The sequence below is a fragment of the Pseudomonas sp. Pse79 genome (assembly GCF_024519615.1).
Taxonomy (GTDB): domain Bacteria; phylum Pseudomonadota; class Gammaproteobacteria; order Pseudomonadales; family Pseudomonadaceae; genus Aquipseudomonas; species Aquipseudomonas veronii.
In genome coordinates this window covers 40,888-61,109 of sequence record NZ_JALJRR010000017.1, presented here as the reverse complement: position 1 = coordinate 61,109, position 20,222 = coordinate 40,888, and the positions used below count along the sequence as shown (strand labels likewise).

15 protein-coding genes are annotated in these 20,222 nt (G+C 60.2%); 7 read left to right on the top strand and 8 right to left on the bottom strand.

The window, feature by feature from the left end; all coding sequences use genetic code 11:
• Positions 1-6: 6 nt before the first annotated feature.
• Complete coding sequence (locus NR164_RS20785) at positions 7-1,593, bottom strand: RimK family protein (RefSeq protein WP_108526598.1); 1,587 nt, start codon at positions 1,591-1,593, stop codon at positions 7-9.
• A gap of 94 nt (positions 1,594-1,687) precedes the next feature.
• Here NR164_RS20785 and NR164_RS20780 point away from each other — a divergent pair, with 94 nt between their 5' ends.
• Positions 1,688-2,788: a GNAT family N-acetyltransferase/peptidase C39 family protein gene (locus tag NR164_RS20780; protein WP_046383184.1), complete on the top strand. Its 1,101-nt coding sequence runs from the start codon at positions 1,688-1,690 to the stop codon at positions 2,786-2,788.
• Between the two features lie 38 nt (positions 2,789-2,826).
• Here NR164_RS20780 and NR164_RS20775 read toward each other — a convergent pair whose 3' ends face one another.
• From NR164_RS20775 to NR164_RS20760, 4 genes are all read right to left on the bottom strand, one after another.
• On the bottom strand, positions 2,827-3,612 hold the full coding sequence (locus NR164_RS20775) for a sulfite exporter TauE/SafE family protein (protein ID WP_046383183.1): 786 nt from the start codon (positions 3,610-3,612) through the stop codon (positions 2,827-2,829).
• Between the two features lie 91 nt (positions 3,613-3,703).
• Positions 3,704-4,474: a class I SAM-dependent methyltransferase gene (locus tag NR164_RS20770; RefSeq protein ID WP_017848417.1), complete on the bottom strand. Its 771-nt coding sequence runs from the start codon at positions 4,472-4,474 to the stop codon at positions 3,704-3,706.
• Positions 4,475-4,532: 58 nt separating this feature from the next.
• Complete coding sequence (locus tag NR164_RS20765) at positions 4,533-5,837, bottom strand: ATP-binding protein (RefSeq protein WP_046383182.1); 1,305 nt, start codon at positions 5,835-5,837, stop codon at positions 4,533-4,535.
• A 3-nt stretch (positions 5,838-5,840) separates the two neighbouring features.
• Positions 5,841-6,542 carry a response regulator transcription factor gene (locus NR164_RS20760; protein WP_017848415.1) on the bottom strand — a complete coding sequence of 234 codons (702 nt, stop codon included), beginning with the start codon at positions 6,540-6,542 and terminating at the stop codon, positions 5,841-5,843.
• Between the two features lie 225 nt (positions 6,543-6,767).
• Between NR164_RS20760 and NR164_RS20755 the strand changes: the two genes are divergently transcribed.
• The 6 genes from NR164_RS20755 to NR164_RS20730 all read left to right on the top strand — a co-directional run bounded on the left by NR164_RS20755 (position 6,768) and on the right by NR164_RS20730 (position 14,021).
• Positions 6,768-7,925: an efflux RND transporter periplasmic adaptor subunit gene (locus tag NR164_RS20755; RefSeq protein WP_256823210.1), complete on the top strand. Its 1,158-nt coding sequence runs from the start codon at positions 6,768-6,770 to the stop codon at positions 7,923-7,925.
• Between the two features lie 12 nt (positions 7,926-7,937).
• Positions 7,938-11,027, top strand: coding sequence for an efflux RND transporter permease subunit (locus tag NR164_RS20750; protein WP_079443650.1), 3,090 nt, complete (start codon positions 7,938-7,940; stop codon positions 11,025-11,027).
• 52 nt (positions 11,028-11,079) lie between these two features.
• Positions 11,080-11,721, top strand: a complete 642-nt coding sequence (locus NR164_RS20745) for a DUF1345 domain-containing protein (protein ID WP_017848412.1) — start codon at positions 11,080-11,082, stop codon at positions 11,719-11,721.
• A 75-nt stretch (positions 11,722-11,796) separates the two neighbouring features.
• The gene (locus NR164_RS20740; protein WP_256823209.1) at positions 11,797-12,636 is read left to right on the top strand and encodes an AraC family transcriptional regulator; all 840 of its coding nucleotides are present in this window, start codon (positions 11,797-11,799) and stop codon (positions 12,634-12,636) included.
• 54 nt (positions 12,637-12,690) lie between these two features.
• Entirely contained in the window at positions 12,691-13,290 is a 600-nt protein-coding gene (locus NR164_RS20735) for a LysE family translocator (RefSeq protein WP_046383178.1), read from the top strand.
• Between the two features lie 269 nt (positions 13,291-13,559).
• The gene (locus NR164_RS20730; RefSeq protein WP_046383177.1) at positions 13,560-14,021 is read left to right on the top strand and encodes a hypothetical protein; all 462 of its coding nucleotides are present in this window, start codon (positions 13,560-13,562) and stop codon (positions 14,019-14,021) included.
• A gap of 61 nt (positions 14,022-14,082) precedes the next feature.
• Here the strand turns inward: NR164_RS20730 and NR164_RS20725 are convergent, their stop codons facing one another.
• The 3 genes from NR164_RS20725 to NR164_RS20715 form a co-directional block, all read right to left on the bottom strand.
• Positions 14,083-16,347, bottom strand: coding sequence for an autotransporter outer membrane beta-barrel domain-containing protein (locus tag NR164_RS20725; RefSeq protein ID WP_079443648.1), 2,265 nt, complete (start codon positions 16,345-16,347; stop codon positions 14,083-14,085).
• Between the two features lie 261 nt (positions 16,348-16,608).
• Positions 16,609-18,603 carry a hypothetical protein gene (locus NR164_RS20720; protein WP_256823208.1) on the bottom strand — a complete coding sequence of 665 codons (1,995 nt, stop codon included), beginning with the start codon at positions 18,601-18,603 and terminating at the stop codon, positions 16,609-16,611.
• Positions 18,604-18,820: 217 nt separating this feature from the next.
• Positions 18,821-20,062, bottom strand: a complete 1,242-nt coding sequence (locus NR164_RS20715; RefSeq protein WP_079443646.1) for a hypothetical protein — start codon at positions 20,060-20,062, stop codon at positions 18,821-18,823.
• Positions 20,063-20,222: the final 160 nt, after the last annotated feature.

Below are 20,222 nucleotides of genomic sequence, written 5' to 3'. Positions count from 1 at the left end.
CGCGACTCACCAGACCTGGCCCTGACGCTTCAACTCCAGGCGTCGGACGAATTCCTCCAGCACCAGGCCATACAGGTCGTCCTGCAAGTAGGCATCTTCGATACCGGCATCCAGGTTGGGGTTGTCGTTGACCTCGATCACCACCACTTTGTCCCCCGATTGCTTGAGGTCCACGCCGTAGAGGCCGTCGCCGATCAGGTTGGCGGTCTTCACCGCCAGCTCCACCACGGCCTTGGGCGCCTCGTGGACCGCCAGGGTGCGGCATTCGCCGTTGATGTCCGCGCCGATGGCCTTGTGGTTGTAGATCTGCCAATGGCCCTTGGACATGAAGTATTGGCAGGCAAAGATCGGCTTGCGGTTGAGTACGCCAATGCGCCAGTCGTACTCGGTGTAGAAAAACTCCTGGGCCAACAGCAGCACCGAATGCTCGAACAGTTCGGCGGTGGCCTTGAGCAACGCTTCCTGGCTTTCGACCTTGATCACCCCGCGGGAGAAACAGCCGTCGGGGATTTTCAGCACCAGGGGGAAGCCGAGGCGTTCGCCGACCCGTTCGAAGTCTTCCGGTCGTTCCTTGTAGAGAATCTCGGTGGCCGGCATGCCCAGTTGATGGCTGTTGAGCAGGTCGGTGAGGTAGACCTTGTTGGTACAGCGCAGGATCGACGCGGGGTCGTCCATCACCACCAGGCCTTCGCTTTCGGCTTTCTTGGCGAAACGGTAGGTATGGTTGTCGACGCTGGTGGTCTCGCGGATCAACAAGGCGTCGTATTCGGCCAGGCGCGCGTAGTCCTTGCGCTCGATCAGCTCCACATCGATACCCAAACCCTTGCCGACCCTGATGAAATTTTCCAGGGCCCTGGCGTTGGACGGCGGCAATTGCTCCTGGGGATCATGCAGGATCGCCAGGTCATAGCGGGCCAATCGGCGTGAGCGCGGCTGACGCCAGATCTTGCGGCTGAAGTTGTCGAGGGCGTGGGCGAATTGGTCTTCCTGGTCATCGCGCAACTTGTGCAAGATGCCAGACTTGACCCCTTCGATATGCCAGCCGTTATTCTTTTTGAACTCAACTAACAAGATCGGGCACGGGAACGCTTCAAACAGTTGGCGGGCCAACTCCTGCAACGGCTCTATATTGGTTCGGCCAAAATAAAGTGTCAGCGTAAAGCCTTCGGTATTGCTGTAAAGATGATGACTCAAGGCTTTATCGAGGGTTTTATCCAGGTCGTCCAGGGCCAGCCCGTACAGTGACTTCTTGGTCAGTTCACTGATGGTCCGCACCGATGGAATCACCTTGTGCCCGCGAGCCTCGGCCAACAGTGAGCAGTAGTAACCGTGCCCCAGGTACTTGTAGCCGCGACACAGGTTGATCACCTGCACACGCTTGCCGGTCTCGCTTTCACGGGTTTGTTCGAGATATTCCTGGGCCGTGACGATGTCTTCGCTGGGGAAGTAGGAGGCCCAGTCTTCCTTGCGTTCGACAATGATCACCACTTGGCTCGTGCCTCTGGGCGGAGCAGAAAAATAACCTTTGGAAGTTATTGTCGCCGCGACTGTTTGCTCGGATACTTCACGCCAATGACTTTGTACCGCCGACATAATATTTGATCCGCTTTAGAGAACTCGACCTTTTCTATTAAGCACGATCTTTTAGAGAAGTCCCGTTTCATTACGCAACTTTTACGGCGGTCATATGGCTCTTTTCTTTCGCGTTGCAACCCCCAGCGATGTGCCGACATTGGTGGCACTGGAACAGCACTGTTTCACCACCGATCGACTGTCGCCGCGCAGCTTCCACTGGATGATCAGCCGCGCCCATGGCGAGTTGCTGGTGGCTGAACAGGACGGCCAATTGCTCGGGTATGCGCTGGTGTTGTTCCATCGCGGCACGTCCCTGGCGCGGCTGTACTCGATTGCCATCGCCGAACACGCGCGCGGCCTCGGCCTGGGCAAGCAGTTGCTGAGTCGCATCGAGGCCTGCGCGGTGGAGCACGACTGTGCGTACCTGCGCCTCGAAGTGCGCAGCGACAACCCCGGCGCCCTCGCCCTGTATGAACGCAACGGCTACCGGCGCTTTGCGCTGATCAACGATTACTACGAAGACCACGCTCCCGCCCTGCGCCTGGAAAAACGCATCGTCCAGCACCAGGACGCGCGCGTGGAGCGTGTGCCGTATTACCCGCAAACCACCGACTTCACCTGTGGCGCCGCCTGCCTGCTGATGGCCATGGGCGCGTTGGTGCCGGAGCGCGTCGCCACACGCCGCGAAGAACTGCAAATCTGGCGTGAAGCGACCACCGTGTTCATGACCGCCGGCCATGGCGGTTGCAGCCCTCAAGGCCTGGCGCTGGCCGCCTGGCGTCGGGGCTTTCGTGTGCGGATGCAGGTGAATGTACGCGGGCCGTTGTTTCTCGACGGCGTGCGCGATCAACATAAAAAGGACGTCATGCGTTTAGTGCATGACGCCTTCGAGGAAGAGTTGGCCACCAGCACGGTCGAGCAAGTGCTCGGCGGCGCGCTGGATCTGCCCAGGGTACTGCGCGACGGCGGGCAGCCGTTGGTGCTGATCAGCAGCTATCGGCTGACCCGCTCCAAGTCGCCGCACTGGGTGATGGTCACCGACTGCGACGACGACTTCGTCTACTTGCACGACCCGGATGTGGACCACAGCCAGCACCGCCAGCCCCTGGACTGCCAGCACCTGCCGGTCAGCCACGCGGAGTTCGAGCGCATGTGCCGGTTCGGCAACAACAAATTGCGCGCGGCGGTGGTGCTGTTCAAGCCACCGGCTTGATCGAGGCGGTGAGCAGCGGCAATACGCGACCGCGTACCTTAGAAAGCCAGCTTATAACCGATGCTCATCAACATGATCGCCAGACACGGGCGCAGCACGCCGTCCGGGACTTTACCGGCCATGTGGCTACCGATGTAGATACCCGGCAGCGACCCCATCAGCAAAAAGCCCAGCAGGTGCCAATCCATATTGCCCATGCCGGCGTGGCCCAGGCCCGCTACCAGCGTCAGGGGTACGGCGTGGGCGATCTCGGTGCCGACCAGGCGCCGCGTGGCGAGGAATGGGTAAAGGATAAACAGCGCCACGGTGCCGAGGGCTCCGGCGCCGATGGAGGTCAGTGCCACCATGGTGCCGAGGACCGCCCCCGTGACCACCGTCAGCGCGTTCAGGTTGCGCGGGTGCATGTGGTAATCGTCGCCGGCATGGCGCTGGGCGAAGGCCAACAGGCGATGCTTGAACAGAATCGCCAGGGCGGTCAGCAGCAACACCACGCCGAGCGCCTGTTTGATCACCGCGTTCATCGCGCTGGGGTCGGTGTGCAGGCTGGCGAGAAACCACAGGGTCAGCAGCACCGCGGGCACGCTGCCCAAGGTGAGCCAGCCGGTGATGGTCCAGTCGATATTCTTGTTTTTGCCATGCACCAGCACCCCACCGGACTTGGTGATGGCGGCGTACAACAAGTCGGTGCCCACGGCGGTGGCCGGGTTAATGCCGAACCACAGCAGGATCGGGGTCATCAAGGAGCCCCCGCCGACACCGGTCATGCCGACGATAAAACCAACGATCAGGCCTGCAACTACGAAACCAACGTTACCCACATCCATCACAGCTACCTGCGGCCTTGTAAAATTCTGGCCGCAGGATAGCGATTTTTCTTATAACCACTTATATCAATATGATCTGACTTTATGCCTTTTACGTCAGTCGTTGGCAAACGTAGGCCTGGGTCTGATAGGGAAAGGCCACGGTATCGCGGCCTTTCAACGCCGGGTGAGTGGCGATCAGGTTGCGTAATTGCGCGGTGACCTCGGCTTTTTCAGCGGCGGGCAGTGCCGCGATAAAGCTGACGGAGAGGAAGCGATCCATGATCACTTCCTGCGGACTGCCGACGTGGTTGTAGGGAAAACAGGTCATCTCGGGGGCGGAAAAATACTCGCCGGTGAACGCCTCGCGCCATTTTCCGCTGTGAAAGCGCGGCGTATCGCCCTCGTAAGGCGTGATGATCGCGGTGATCGCTGCCACCCAGTCCACCGATTCATCCCGCACATTCCACACCAGCCCCAGACGCCCGTCGGGCTTGAGCACGCGGTGAATTTCCGCCAACGCAGCCTGGGTGGAGAACCAGTGGAAGGACTGGGCGCAGACCAGCGCATCGGCGCAGGCGGACGCCAGGGGGATGGATTCAGCGGTGCCGTTGACCAAGCGCACATCCGGCAACAACCTGGCCAATTGCGCAGCCATCGCCTGCACGGGTTCGACGGCAATCAGCGTCGGCGCCAGGGCGTTCAGCAGGCGCGTGAACTTGCCGGTGCCGGCGCCCAGGTCGATCACCGTCGACTGCGCGTCGATGCGCAGTACGTCAGCCAGCCAGCCCGTGAGTTGCCGCGGATAGTTCGGTCGGCCCTGGGCGTAAGTGACGGCCTGGGTCGAAAAACCCTGTTGCGCAGACGTGTGAACACCGGTCATTGCCAATCTCTCCTCGGGTAAAGCGGGGACACAGTGTGCGCCTTCCCACCCGGTTTTTCTAATCCGTCACACTCGGCAACCACACACGAAACCGCGCACCGCCGAGCGGTGAAGCCTGCGCGGTCAGGGTGCCGCCCTGGGCTTCGAGGGCGCGCCGGCTGATCGCCAGGCCCAGGCCAAACCCGCCGGTGGAGCGGTCGCGGCTGCGGTCCAGGCGATAGAACGGCTCGAAGATACGTTCGCGCTGGTCCGGCGGAATACCGATGCCATCATCGTCCACGCAGATTTCGCAGCCCGTGGGACATACCTTGACCCCCACCTGGATGCGTTTGTCGCAGTAGCGCGTGGCATTGCGCAGCAGGTTTTGCAGGGCGCGGGCGGTCAGGCGCGGGTCGAGGCTGAAGCGCTCGACACTGCAGTCGAGCGCCACGTCGATCACAATCTCGGGGTGCTCCAGTTCGTCGTCGACGCTGCCCAGCACGCTGTCGACAAACTCGTCGAGCACCACCTCGACCCGCTCCGGCAGCTGCGCAGGGTTTTGCAGGCGGCTGTAGGAAAGCAACTCCAGCACCAGCTCATCCAGCTCACGGATATGCGCCACCAGGCTTTGCAGGCGCTCGCGGCTGGCCTGGGGCAGGTCTTCGGACAACGCCAGGGCCAGGCCGAAATCCAGGCGCGTCAGGGGGGTGCGCAGTTCGTGGGAGACCGCGTTGAGCAAGTCACGCTGCTGGTTCAACAGGTGTTCGATATCGTCGGCCATGGTGTCGAACACCGTCGCCAGGCTGCCGATATTGGAACTTGGCGGAATGCGCGTGCGTTCGCCAAAATTCCCCTTGCCCAACTGCGTGGCAGTGCTTTTCAGGCGCTCCAGGTCGCGCCAGTGCGGGCGCAGCCATACCAGTAGGCAGGCGAGCAGCGCGGCACCGATCAGTACGTTCATCGACCAGTACAGCAGGTTCATGTCCAGCGAGTCCGGCGGGATCGTCAGCTTGACCGCAAACTGCGGGTTGATCGGTGAGCTGACCTCGGCCATCCACCCCCACTCGCCCAGGCGGATCACCGGCTTGCCTTGGGCCAGCAGCTGCTCTTCTTCGGGGGTGTAGCGCGCGTCCTGGTGCAACAGCAGTTCAACCTTGAGCGGCGCGAAGTCACGGCCCAGTTGTTCGGTGACCTGGGACCAGCGCTCCACCGGCGCCCGCTGGTATTGCTTGACGATGAGTTTCTGCAGGCCGCGGGACTGTTCGACGTTGTAGTCCACGTAGCGGTGCTCGAACACCTGGATCACCAGCTTGGGAATCAGGAAGATCGCCGCGCTGTAGGTGACGATCGTGATCAGATAGAGACGCAGCAGCACACGAAACATGACTCAGCATTCCCACTCGGATCGGCTGAACAGATAGCCTTTGCCCCACACCGTCTTGATCTTGCGCGCTTCCCCGGCGTGGTCGTCGAACTTGCGGCGCAGCTTGGAGATGGCCACGTCCACCGAGCGGTCGGTGCCGTTGAACTCGATCCCGCGCAGGCGTTGCAGGATCTGATCGCGGCTGAGCACTTCACCGGCATGCCGCGCCAGCACCACCAGCAGGTTGTATTCGCCGCTGGACAACTCCACCGCCTGCTCGCGCCAGGTCGCGGTGCGTTCCGACAGGTCGATGCACAGGTTGCCGATGACGATCTGGTCGTTGGCCACCTGCGGTTCGGACAAGCTGCTGCGGCGCAACAGCGTGCGGACCCGGGCCAGTAGCACGCGGGGCTCGCAGGGTTTGGTGACGTAGTCGTCGGCGCCCATTTCCAGGCCCAGCACCTGGTCGTGGCTGTCATCGCGGGCGGTCAGCATCAGGATCGGCAGGCCCGCCGAATCGGCGCGCAGCAAACGGCACACTTGCAGGCCGTCGAGGCCGGGCAGCATCAGGTCGAGGATCACCAGGTCTGGCGGGTTGAGCCGCGCGCGTTCGCGAACATGGTCGCCCCGGCTGAGCACGCTGACGTGGTAGCCATTGCGCTCCAGGTAGCTGGCAATCAGCTCGGAGAGCGCGGCGTCGTCTTCGACCAGGAGGATGTTGGGCATGGTGTTTCCAAATAATGCAGTTATGGGTCTTACACAAATCCCATGTGGGAGGGGACTTGCGCCCTGCCACATTTGATCTTCAGTGTTTGCAAGGTTGTGCAAGGATATACGCCCGCGGCCGAACGTGGGCTGCACCTTACATTTCTTCACAGACGACCTACACAGCTTCACAGCAGCGCAGTGCCGGCGACATTAGGATGCACCAGTCAATATTGGGATAAGAGCATGTCGAAGAATCTGTTTGCGCCGTTTTGCTTGCTGGCCCTGACACTCGCCCTGAGTGCGTGTGACGAGTCGTCCGCCGAAGCACCGGAAATGCCCCTGGCCACAGTCCGCATCGAAACCCTCGAGGCCAAACCCCTGTCCATCAGCAGTGAACTGAGCGGGCGCATTGCCGCGCCGCGCATTGCCGAAGTGCGCGCGCGGGTCGCCGGGGTGGTGATGCAGCGGGTGTTCAAGGAAGGCCACGACGTGAAACAGGGCGACGTGCTGTTTCGCATTGACCCGGCACCGTTCAAGGCCGACCTGGACAGTGCTCAGGCCAACCTGAGCAAGGCCGAGGCCAATGCGTTCCAGGCGCGCCTGCAAGAACAGCGCTACAGCCAGTTGGTCGAAGGCAACGCCATCAGCGGCCAGGACTACGACAACGCCCGCGCCGCCCTGCGCCAGACCAACGCCGAGGTCGCCGCGAACAAGGCCGCCGTCGAACGGGCCAAACTGAACCTGGGCTACGCCACCGTCACCGCGCCGATTTCCGGGCGCATCGGGCGTGCGCTGGTGACCGAAGGCGCGCTGGTCGGCCAGAACGAGGCCACGCCGCTGGCGATCATCCAGCAATTGGACCCGATCCACGCCGACCTGACCCAGTCCACCCGTGAGTTGAACGAGCTGCGCCGCGCCTTCCGCGCCGGCAGCCTGAAACAAGTCGGCCAGGACCAGGCCAAGGCCACGCTGATCCAGGACGACGGCAGCCTGTATCCGCTGCCGGGCAAATTGCTCTTCGCCGAGATCAGCGTCGACCCCGGCACCGGGCAGATCATCCTGCGCAGCGAGTTCCCCAACCCGGACCTCGACCTGCTGCCCGGCAGTTTTGTGCGCGTGCGCCTGGAACAGGCGGTCGACCGCCAAGGCATCAGCGTGCCGCAACGCGCGATCACCCGCGACAGCGCCGGCATCCCGATGGTGCTGTTGTTGGACGCCGAACAAACCGTGAGTTTGCAACCGGTGGAATTGGGCGCGGTGCTCGATGACCGCTGGGTCGTCAGCGCCGGGCTCAAGGCCGGTGACCGCATCGTCGTCGAGGGCGTGCAACACGCGCGTCCCGGTGAAAAAGTTCAAGTGGATGACAGCCCGCCGCCGCCCGCCCAGGCTTCCGGCCAATAAGGATCTTTGACCATGCCGCAGTTCTTTATTGACCGCCCGATCTTCGCCTGGGTGGTCGCCCTGTTTATCCTGCTGGCCGGCGCGCTCGCCATCCCGCAGTTGCCGGTGGCCCAGTACCCCAACGTCGCACCGCCGAAAGTCGAGATCTACGCGGTGTACCCCGGCGCTTCGGCGCAGACCCTGGATGAAAGCGTGGTCAGCCTGATCGAGCAAGAGCTCAATGGCGCCGATCACCTGCTGTATTTCGAATCCCAGAGCAGCCTCGGCTCGGCCACCATCACCGCGACTTTCCAGCCGGGCACCAACCCGGAGATGGCCCAGGTCGATGTGCAGAACCGCCTCAAGGCCGTGGAATCGCGCTTGCCCCAGGCGGTGACCCAGCAGGGTTTGCAGGTGGAGAAAGTCTCCGCCGGCTTCCTGCTGCTGGTGACCCTGACCTCCAGCGACGGCAAGCTCGATGACGTGGCGCTCAGCGACTACCTGGCGCGCAACGTGATGAACGAGCTCAAGCGCCTCGACGGGGTGGGCAAGGCCCAGCTGTATGGCGCCGAGCGGGCCATGCGGGTGTGGATCGACCCGCAGAAGCTGATCGCTTTCAACCTGACCCCGGCCGACGTGAATGCCGCGATCAGCGCGCAGAACGCCCAGGTTTCCGCCGGCAGCATCGGCGACTTGCCGGGCACCAAGACCCAGGAAATCACCGCGGCAATCCTGGTCAAGGGCCAGTTGTCCACGCCGGCCGAGTTCGCCGACATCGTGCTCAAGGCCAACCCCGACGGCTCCACCGTGCGTATCGGCGATGTGGCGCGGGTGGAAGTCGGCAGCCAGGAATACCAGTTCTCCACACGCCTGAACGGCAAGCCGTCCACCGCCGTCAGTGTGCAACTGTCGCCGGGCGCCAATGCGCTGAGCACCGCGAACATGGTGCGGGCGAAGATGGATGAGCTGTCGCGCTACTTCCCGGCCAATGTCGAATACAAGATCCCGTATGACACCTCGCCGTTCGTCAAAGTCTCGATCACCAAGGTGGTCTACACCCTGCTCGAAGCGATGGCGCTGGTGTTCGCGGTGATGTTCCTGTTCCTGCAGAACGTGCGCTACACGCTGATCCCGACCCTGGTGGTGCCGATTGCGTTGATGGGCACCTTCGCCACCATGCTGTTGCTCGGGTTCTCGATCAACGTGCTGACCATGTTCGGCATGGTGCTGGCCATCGGTATCCTGGTGGACGATGCGATCGTGGTGGTGGAGAACGTCGAGCGGATCATGGTCAGCGAGGGCCTGTCGCCCAAAGAGGCCACGCGCAAGGCCATGGGCCAGATCACCGGGGCCATCATCGGCATTACGTTGGTGCTGGTGGCGGTGTTTCTGCCGATGGCATTCATGCCAGGCTCGGTGGGGGTGATCTACCAGCAGTTTTCGCTGTCGATGGCCACCTCGATCCTGTTCTCGGCGTTCCTCGCCCTGACCTTGACCCCGGCACTTTGCGCGACCCTGCTCAAGCCGATCGCCAAGGATGAGCACCACGCCAAGGGCGGGTTCTTCGGCTGGTTCAACCGGCGTTTCGAACGGCTCACCGACCGCTACGAAGGCTGGGTGGCGTATGCCCTCAAGCGCAGCGGCCGTTACCTGTTGATCTACCTGGTGCTGCTGGTGGGCCTGGGGCTGATGTTCAGTCGCCTGCCCTCCTCGTTCCTGCCGGTGGAAGACCAGGGTTACACCATCATCGATATCCAGTTGCCGCCGGGCGCGAGCAAGAACCGCACGGTGCAGGTGGCCGAACAGATCGAAGCGCACAACGCCGAAGAGCCCGGGGTTGGCGACACCACCATGATCATGGGCTTCAGTTTCTCCGGCTCCGGGCAGAACGCGGCGCTGGCGTTCACCACGCTCAAGGATTGGTCGCAACGCAGCAGCGACGATTCGGCCGCCGCGATTGCCGACCGCGCCAACATGGCGTTCACCGAACTGAAAGACGCGATTGCCTATGCGATCCTGCCTCCACCGGTGGACGGCCTCGGCACCAGCAGCGGTTTCGAGTTCCGCCTGCAGGACCGTGGCGGCGTCGGCCACGCGGCGTTGATGGCGGCGCGTACCGAACTGCTGGACGCTGCGGGAAAAAGCCCGATCCTGGCCAACGTGCGTGAAAGCGCCCTGGCCGAAGCGCCGCAAGTGCAGCTGCAGGTCGACCGCAAGCAGGCCAACGCGCTGGGCGTGTCCTTCGCCGATGTGGGCAATGTACTGTCGTCGGCCATCGGTTCGACCTACGTCAATGACTTCCCCAACCAGGGCCGCATGCAGCGCGTGGTGGTGCAGGCCGAAGGCGACCAACGCAGCCAGGTCGCGGATCTGTTGAAGATCAACGTGCGCAACAAGGCCGGCGAGATGGTGCCGCTGTCCGCGTTCGTCGTAGCCAAGTGGACCCAGGGGCCGACGCAGTTGACCCGTTACAACGGCTACCCGGCCATCGCCATTTCCGGTGAAGCGGCACCGGGGCACAGCACGGGCGAGGCGATGGAAGAAATCCAGCGCCTGGTCAACCAACTGCCGGCGGGCCTGGGCCAGGAATGGACCGGCCTGTCGTTGCAGGAACGCCTGTCCGGCTCCCAGGCGCCGCTGTTGCTGGGCCTGTCGCTGCTGATTGTGTTCCTGTGCCTGGCCGCCCTGTATGAAAGCTGGTCGATCCCGACATCGGTGCTGCTGGTGGTGCCGCTGGGCGTGCTCGGCGCGGTGTTGGCCGTGACCTTGCGCGGCATGCCCAACGATGTGTTCTTCAAGGTCGGGCTGATCACCATCATCGGCCTGTCGGCGAAGAACGCGATCCTGATCATCGAGTTCGCCAAGGACCTGTACGAGCAGGGCGAAGACTTGCTCGACGCGACCTTGAAGGCCGCGCGGCTGCGCTTGCGGCCGATCATCATGACCTCGCTGGCGTTCATCCTCGGCGTGGTGCCCCTGGCGATTGCCACCGGCGCCAGTTCAGCGAGCCAGCAAGCGATCGGTACGGGGGTGATCGGCGGGATGATCACTGCGACGCTGGCTGTGGTGTTTGTGCCGGTGTTCTTTGTGGTCGTCATGAAGCTGGTGCGCAAGCGTCCATAACCCGCGCAAAAATGCGCTATGGTGCTCACAACCGCCCTTGTTGTGAGCACCCATGCCCTTCCTCGCCCGCACCCACCCTCGCCTCTCTTGCGCCGCCGTCCTGGGCCTTGCCGTTGGCATCCTGGTACCCGCCGATACACTCGTGAGCAAAATCCTGATCGGCTGGAATGCCGGCGTCTGGATCTACCTGGTGCTGATGCTGTGGCTGACCATCCGCGCCAAGGCCGAAGACGTCAAACGCATCGCCGAGATCGAGGATGAGAACGCCGGCCTGGTGCTGTTCACGGTGTGCATCGCGGCCATCGCCAGCCTGGCCACCATCACCTTCGAACTGGTCGGCAGCAAGGACCTGAGCACCGCCGAGCGGCTGTTGCACTACGGTTTTACCGGCCTGACGGTCATCGGCTCATGGTTGTTGATCGGGGTGATCTTCAGCGTTCACTACGCCCGGCTCTATTACACCTGGGCCGGCAAAGAGCCGGCGCTGCGCTTTGCCGAGGGGTTGTTGACCCCCAACTATTGGGACTTCCTGTACTTTTCCTTCACCATCGGCGTCGCCGTGCAAACGTCGGACGTGGGTGTTGCCACCCGCAGCATGCGCAAGGTGGTACTGGGACAATCGCTGATCGGGTTTCTGTTCAACACGGCGATCCTCGGCTTTTCGATCAATATTGCCGCGGGACTGTTCAATTGACGCCGCACAAACCTTCTAGACGCCCACGACTCGATGGGCGCTAGATAGCATCGTCTATTCCGCCTCGGTGTTGTGATGGCCGCGCACAATTGGATCGATCTGTCCCAGGACGCCGACACCGGCATCGAGACCCTGCGCGCGCATTTCGAAGGCCATGCCTACGATCCCCATTGGCACGACAGCTACCTGATCGGCGTGACCGAACAAGGCGTGCAGCAATTCAACTGCCGCCGCACGCGCCACAACAGCGTGCCCGGCCAGGTGTTCCTGGTGGAACCCGGCGAGTTGCATGACGGCGACGCGCCCACGGCCGACGGTTTTACCTACCACATGCTCTACCTCGACCCGCAGTGGTTGACGCGGGAAGTGAGCGCGGTCTTCGAAGAGGCTCCCGTCAACAGCCAGCTGAGTTTTGCCGCGACCTTGACCAACGACCCACGCCTGGCCCTTGCCACCAGCCAAGCCTTTCGCACCCTGCACAGTGGCGAATTGCGCATCGTGCGACAACGGGCCATGGACCAGTTGCTCGAACGCCTCACCGGCCAGCTCCACTGGCGCAGCCGTTACCGTGACGACCCACGCCTGCCGCTGGTCGCCCACAAAGCCCGGGAATACCTGCATGCCCACCTGCATCACGATGTAGGCATGGACGCGCTGGCGCTGGCCTGCGGCGTCGACCGCTTCCGCCTGACCCGTGCGTTCAAGAGCGCGTTTGGCCTGCCGCCCCATGCTTATCTGGTGCAACTGCGCCTGGCCCGCGCGCGGCACTTGCTGGCCAAAGGTGAACAACCGGCCGATGTGGCGACCGCCCTGGGTTTTGCCGATCAGAGCCACCTAGGCCGCTGGTTCGTGCGCGCTTATGGCCTGACGCCCGCCGCCTACCGCAAGCGCTGCTCAAATCTTCCAGACAGGTGATATGAACGCTGGTCAAGATCGACTCCATCAATGGGTTTACCGGAGTCCACCGCCATGTTGTCCAGCTTGCTGCCTTTTATGCTGTTTGCCTTCGTCGCAGCCATTACTCCCGGCCCCACCAACATCCTGGTGCTGAGCAACAGCGCGCGCTATGGCTTCAAAGCGGCCCTGCCGATCATCCTGGGGGCCTGCACTGGCGCGGCGGGGATTGTGTTGCTGGTCGGCTCGGGCGTCGGCCAGTCCCTGGTGCAACTGCCCAAGGTGCAAACGGCCATGCAATGGGCCGGTGTCGCGTGGTTGAGCTACCTGGCCTGGCAGATTTTCAACTCGCGCCCCCAGGCCTTGGACGCGCAATCAACACCTAAGCGTCTCGGCTTGACCGGCGCGGCCAGCCTGCAATTGATCAACCCCAAGACCTGGATGATGGCGTTGGCGGTGGTCAGCGTGTTTGCCGGCAACGGTGCGGAACGCCAGAGCCAGGTGGTGTGTCTTTCCCTGGTGTTTTTCCTGATATCGCTTCCATGCCTCGGCGTCTGGGCGTTACTGGGCGCTGGAACAAGCCGTGTTTTCACGTCGCCTCGTGCAATGACACGCTTCAACCAATATATGGCGCTATTACTATTGACTGCGACCTGGCTGAGCGTAATTGTCTGACGGTGCCCATGCCAACTTACGTTAGTACAAAACCGAATTAAAAAAGACCTATTTAGATACTCATACCTGACAAGAATCTCCGTTTCAGGGCACCCCCTAACAACATCAAGCACGCCAGCAAATCAGCCTCATGATCACGCATAAGTCGCACCCGCCGTATACTGTTACTTCTGACAGTTTACAGCGCAGGTACTCTGCTATTACATGGCTCAGACAGAGCCATTGATGTCTCTGTGACTCGCACAATCATCAGTGATGGAGAAGCGATCATGACCGCACAAGCGCAAACTTTAACCCCTGAACAACAAAAGGCATTGCGTCCCAAACGATACCTTGCATCTGGCACTTTCCATGCGCGCATCGATTTGTCAACCGTGGTCTTTCAGACCCAGACCCTGGCACATGACTTCGAACAGGCGGTCTACAGAATCACTGGACGCCACGCCGATAACTCAGTGACCGTAAAAGAACTATTTATTCAGGTGCCGGATACTCTTCGTGTCGGCCAGGTAATCAAACTGGAAGAACAGCAGAATACCAGCGTCCAAGTTTGGTATTCGGTGAAGTCTCCCACGGCGCATTATACGGTGAGTGGCATTGAAGGCACATTGATCATTGAGGGACTGGCCGCGGGCGTCATTAAAATCAAAGGTTCGCTGCGTGCAACTACCGATGAAGATGTGAACGGAAACCCGCATATTCTGGAGGTCGATTTCGACCTGACCAGTTGATGGAATATACCAAAAAAAACGCCCGTATCTTTCGACACGGGCGTTGTTGTATGTCTCGCATTTACCAAGTGTAACGAACACCTACGTTGGCGCCCCAAGGCTGTTCGACCTTGCCGCCGCTGCTGTGCTCGAGGTCAGCATGCAGCTGCAGGTTTTGCGACAGTTTCACCGCAACACCCGCGCCGAATTCAGCACGAGAACCGGACAGGTCGTTGTTGAACACATTGTTGTTCACCGAGACCTTATTGTTGTTGGCAAACTCATGCACCATCGCCGCCCGCAGGTAAGGCTGCACCACGCTGCCACTGTCGAGTTGGATGTCGCGCCCTACCGTCGCGCCGGCCTTGGCCATGATCGAACGGGTTCGCTCACCCTTGGCTTGCAAGCCGTTGTCCAGGTTGTAATTGGCCCCCTGAATCACCACGGTGGAGACCTGGGCATACGGCTCGACAAAGAAGCCGTCGTCCAGCTTGATGTTGCGACCGAACTCTGCCGACAAACCGCCACCGGTGTTGTTGTACTTGCCCTTGGACGAGGTGCCGTCACTCAGCCCGACCTTGGACTCATTCTGGAACCGGTTGACCTTGGCGACCGCATCGAAATACAGCCCGCTTTCCTCTTCCAGCCAAGTCGCGTAAGCCCCCAGGTAGTAGCTCTTCACGTTACCGGAAGTACCGCGTTTGAGGTTCAAGTCCGAGCTGCTATGACCAGCCATCACCCCCACCATCCACTGGCTGTCAGCCAACGGCGTGTCGGCACCCAGGGTGAAGCCCTGCTGGTTCTGGCTGTAGCCAACACCAGTACTGTCAGACACTTCGTACTTATTCCCGTAACCGCGAACCCACAGCCCCGCCTGACCCGGCTCGAAACGCAACTCACCCATGCGAGTCCGCAGCGAAGTCGCCTCGCCGTACCACACGGTCGGTGCGGTGTTGAACAGCGCCAGTACCGAGCGAGTGCCTGGGCTGATCACACGGTTGTTCGGGTCGAGGAACCAGTCGGTGCCTTCTTTTTTCAGGGCGTAGGAATAAGCGCCAACGTCAACCATGTCGCCCACCAGCGAGAAGTGTGCGTCACCGCCGCCCGTGTGAACGATACGAATACCATCGGGGTTGACTGGCTCTGCGCCGCTCGCCGCGAGCAACAGATGGTGGTTGCCTTTAGCTTCGCCCTCGATGTTCAGGAAGTCCGTGATACCACGCGCGAAATCGGTGCCCATGACAAAGGTGCCGTTACCGTCGAGGCTGTCCAGGTCCAACTGATAGAACGCGTCGGTATGGCCGAACTTAACCGTGCCGCCCGCCAGGCTCAAGGCGCCGACTTGACTGTGGCCTGTCAACTCCCAGAAAGACCGGTCGCCGACGTTCAGGCTGGTGACATTCTGCAATTGACCGGTCAGGCCGGCGTTGTTCTGCAGGTTCAAATGCGCCGTACTGCCCGTTTCTACGATGACATTCCCGTTCAATCGGCTGTTGTCGACATTCATAGTGGCCATGGCATTGCCGTTGACTTCCAGCAACGTGCCGTTGCCGCCAGTCAACGTGGAGCCATTGCGCACATCAATTTCAACTTCCGGGGTCGAACCGTACTCGCCATTGACCACGAGGGCGGAACCGCTGCGACCTTCAACGCTGGAGTTGTCCAGGATCAGTTTGCCAACGCTACCGTTATCATAGTCATCGGTGAACAACACACCGTTCTTACCACCCACGATGCTGCTTTGGCTGGCAGTGACCGTTGCGCCGTCGACAAACACGCCAAAACTGTCGGCGCCGGTGCCTTCGACCAAGGTATTTTGACTGAAGTGCAGCTCGCTGTTGCCAGTTGTGATTGCCCCGCCGAGGAGGCCGCTGATGGTGCTGTTAAACACCGTGGCAACGCCCCCCTTGTCGGAGTCGTGGCTCTGGAAGGCTTGCAGGCCTACCGTGGTATGGCTGGTGATGCTGCTGTCGCGAATGAGCGCATCGCTATCATCCAGTCGCACCGCACCGAACACCGTATGGTTTGAATCGACGGTGGCACCGTTCAGGCTCACGGAAGAACCCTGGGTGGCACGGATGTCATCGATCCGGCTGCCAGCGTTTACAATCAGTGCCGAATCGTTGACCAGAATATGGTGTGTGCGGGCGCCGTTGACGGTCAACTCGGACTTCAGATCCAGTTGCCAGTCATTTTGCAGTTCATTGGCCTGAATGGTTTTTGACTCGCCAATCAGTTGGCCCGCTTGTGCGGTAGTTTGAACAGCCGTAAACATAAGAAAAGTAATAGTTGGAACTTTCATCATCTTGCTCAGTGGTTTGAGCTCGAAGTTAGTTAACACAGACATAGGGTTCTCTCTCTGAGGTAGAGCCTTTGAAACGGTTTGGCTCGTTCCCTCGGAATGGAGCCTTACCTGTACGGCGCAGAGATTACGCAGCGAACATAACTATGACTGTAGGATTAATCTGAACGAGCTGTGATGCTCACAAGGGCTAGAAGTGCTGGATAAGGCGCACAAGAATGCTCGCCTGGAGAGGACAATTCGCAATGCCTAATGCGCCCAAAGGGAAGCCATGCTTCCCTTTGGGAGACCCTACTTGGAGCGGCGTCAAGGTCTGACGATTTGCATCCCATCACAGTATGTGTCCGGGTTGGAAAATACTGTGTACACCTCGGCCAACTCGCTGTGACCGGTTGCCCCTGTATTTACAATCGTGCTGTAGGTGACTTCACAAGGCCCAAGAACAGACTGTGTCAAGAATGGACGATAAGGGATCTCGACATTAAAGCCATTAGTCACATCCTCTGGGCGCAACGAAGGATAGGTAAAGTCTTGCGTGAATGGACCCGGTGGAAAACCAAAGGCCTCGCAGGAGATAGTAACGGTTACCGTCACGCTGTTACCCGCCACCAATCTCGGGTCGGCTGGAATGAACACCTCGGCATAATAAGTCGGCGGAGAACCGGGCCCACGAGTTTGCAGGGATTGGCAGCTCCACTCGTCATTGGCATCAAGATGCAAGAATTCGGCAGCCGGCAGTACCACGGTCACCGCATCGATCACGTTGACCTGGGTAACGCCCGACGGGTTTTCGTTAGTGGTGCCAGGGCCGGTGACAACGTAACTGACAGGCTGCATGCCATTGCCATGCCGGGCGACTACCTCCCAGGGGATGTTGAACGTCGCGTCGGCGCCAGGCGTTGTCGTGCTGAGGGGAAAGGGCCCTACCCGCTCTTTTGAAAGTCCCCAGAACAAGAAAAACCTATTTTCGGCATGGGGCAACGCAGCAATGTCCCAGAGTGGAATCACAATCCTGACGGGTTGATCCGCATCGCCAATGCGCAGGGTATTCAGTTCATCTGAAACCGCACCATACACTTGCGCCAGGTTCAGCGCGGGGTTCACATCGCCGGGTTCCAGGGTGCCTGGTAAAACCGGTCCTTCCACCGACAAGTCAAGTCGCACGGTCTTGTCGGGAGATTCGAAAAACACGCCATTTCGGTCGATACGGTAGCGCACACTCACCGTCTGTGGGCCAAGCGCCTGGGTATAGGCAGCCTTGATCGCCGCATTCATATTATTGAAAACCACCGGAAAAGCCCTGAGCTCGGTGGTTTGCGGGCCAAAAGGCTGTGCTTGCCATTGCACCTCGAACTTGTCCAGTCCTATAGCGTGATCAAGATACTCTTCAATGTGCGTTTCAATACCTTGTACAAAATCCGGAATATCGAGCAGATCATCGGTGCTGCCGTCCCGCGGGGCCGGCGCCAATGGCAGGAAGAGCGGCAACGGCACGGGATCGTCCAGCAACGCGACGGTGCGAAAATCATTGAACGAAGGGCGACTGGTGTTACCCGCCCGATCCGTGATGGTGTAGAAAATATAGTACAGCCCACTCAGAATAATCTGCGCCCTGGGTAGGAAGAATGTGCCGCCTGTAGGCAGCATCGGTATGCCGTCACCACTCACCAAATACTCGGGTCGCGGGTCCATTACCGGACTGAAGTACACGTTAATCCTATCTCCCGCTTCATATCGCCCAGGTTGTGGGCCATAGGTGTTCGCGGGGATGCCAATCTCCAGGCCGCCTTCAGCTATCAGGAACGCATCGTTGATCACTGTACCGGGCGGCACATTGTTGAAGACTGGAACAGTCGGCTGTTCACGTGACGTCTCTATGGCATAAGGCGCAATGGTATCGACCCGGAACGCGCCTGGGTTGGAGGTATCGAGGGAAGGGCCCGGCACGCCACCGTTATTACGGTACTGAATATTTCTGAGTTCATAAAAACCATGTCGAAACTCAGGTACTGGCGCAGGCACAAACCTGCTGATGGTCGGAGGAACCGGCGTGGGCAGGTTGATTTGATAAGGTGCCACGAAGGTAGTCCAAGTAGGCGGAGTCACCGTGATGTCGCGAATTTCGACGCTCATCCAATCGTTGCCCCTCGTAGCGTTCCCTGTGTTCAATTGGAGGGTAATGCCCACAGATGCGACGCTCACTGGAATAAGGCCGGTCGCATCATCCAGCGCCTCGCTAATCGTGGGTGCATTGAGAACCAAAGGTGCAGATGCAGTAGGCGAACTTTTTTTTCCACTCATTTCAGTCTCTCCTTGCTGTTTTAAATAGGCACCGCGCACAGGGTCGGGCCCTAATCGCTCGTTCAGTCGTTTGAGTTACTGCCAGGAGACTGAAACCGGGACGCACTCTCGCCAGCCGAATGACTTTCGACCAACTACGCTCACTTTAAAAACTGCCGTCAGGACGTCACCGGACCTTTCGGTTCAGGCTGGCGCCAAGGGTGCGAGATAATCGGGCCTAAGGCTCTGGGCCGTTGCCGTCAATCCAGCAATAAACAGGGCTGGGCGGTGGTGGCGAAACAGGCACCACACGATCGAACTGCACGACCCTGGAAGCTGAGCGGCCCACGATGGCGCCTCCTCTGGACACCATGTAGCTTGCCTCGCCACCGGCATTTTTTTTCAATGGCCGGATCAGGCGCTCGACATCCCGAATCCAGAAGACATAGCCCGCGGCATCCTCCGCCTCGTCCCAATAGTGGTCGAGGGTCTCCACGATGTCGGGATTTGGATCGAGATCCGGGTACCTGTCGTAACCCTGGAACCTCAGCGTGATCAAATCGCCATGAAGAATGTTCGCATCTGGATCAATGAGAACCTCGACCCCGAACCATATCGGCGGCTGGGTACTGCACGTCATGTAGCGGTTGGGATGAGATTCCGACTGGGGAAAGCGAGGCCGAGGATAAGTGACGGGGGGAAGGTCAGTGCGAAGCCCGACCTGGGCCACCTGTGAAAACAACGGGTTCACATTACCGGCACGGTCCTTCAAACGATAAAAGCAAAAAAGCCACAGCGCCCCTGGATACCTGCGGAACACCTCGCTGGGCACGTCAACGATGATCGGGCCGCTATCGTTGGCCAGCGGCAATGAAATCAGGGTGGGCATGCCCGTTGGTAGTGCGTTCATATCAGAAAAATACAACAACACTTCATCACCCACCTCACGCCCCAGATAGCCCTGCGGGATTTCCATCGGCACCAAGGGATTGGCGATGAGGTAAGCCTCGGTGATCGGATCGATCGGGAAAATAGCCGGTGGCAGCAGCGCGCCACCACCCGGGGCATCTCGGTCGATTCTGATCGTCACGAACTCCGAGTTGTCGAAGCTCGGGCTATCCGGTGTGGTGTGATGAATTCGAAACCTGAGATCCACGATAGCGCTGCTCAAGAGGAAAGCCTGAGGAATCGTCAGCGCTAAAGGGAAATCAGCATCTGTCAGCGGCCCGCGCAATTCATGGGGAGGTGTATCAACGGGCCTGGCACCCCGGACATGCCACTCGAAAATCACATACTGGGATCTATCGGTATCGGGTAAAACCGCCCAAGGCGTTTCAATCAAAAGCCGTAGATCGGAAAAATTGAATTGAGCCGGGAGCAAACCATCCGGTAATACGTCGCGCACTGTTGGCGCATCAAGCACCAGAATGCCCCCCGAGCCCGAACGCCCGTTCGTGTTTGGTTGACTGCTGGTACCCATAGAAACCTCCCGCCACTCAGATAGATTCCACGTGCAATCGCACTGGCCGCTCGCCGTGCTTGATGGGGCACTGTCGGGGTTATTGAACAACGCTCCGTCCACGGCCGATACTGTCAGAACTAACAGGTGGAGACGCCATTCGTCGGTTTGGAGGCTTCTA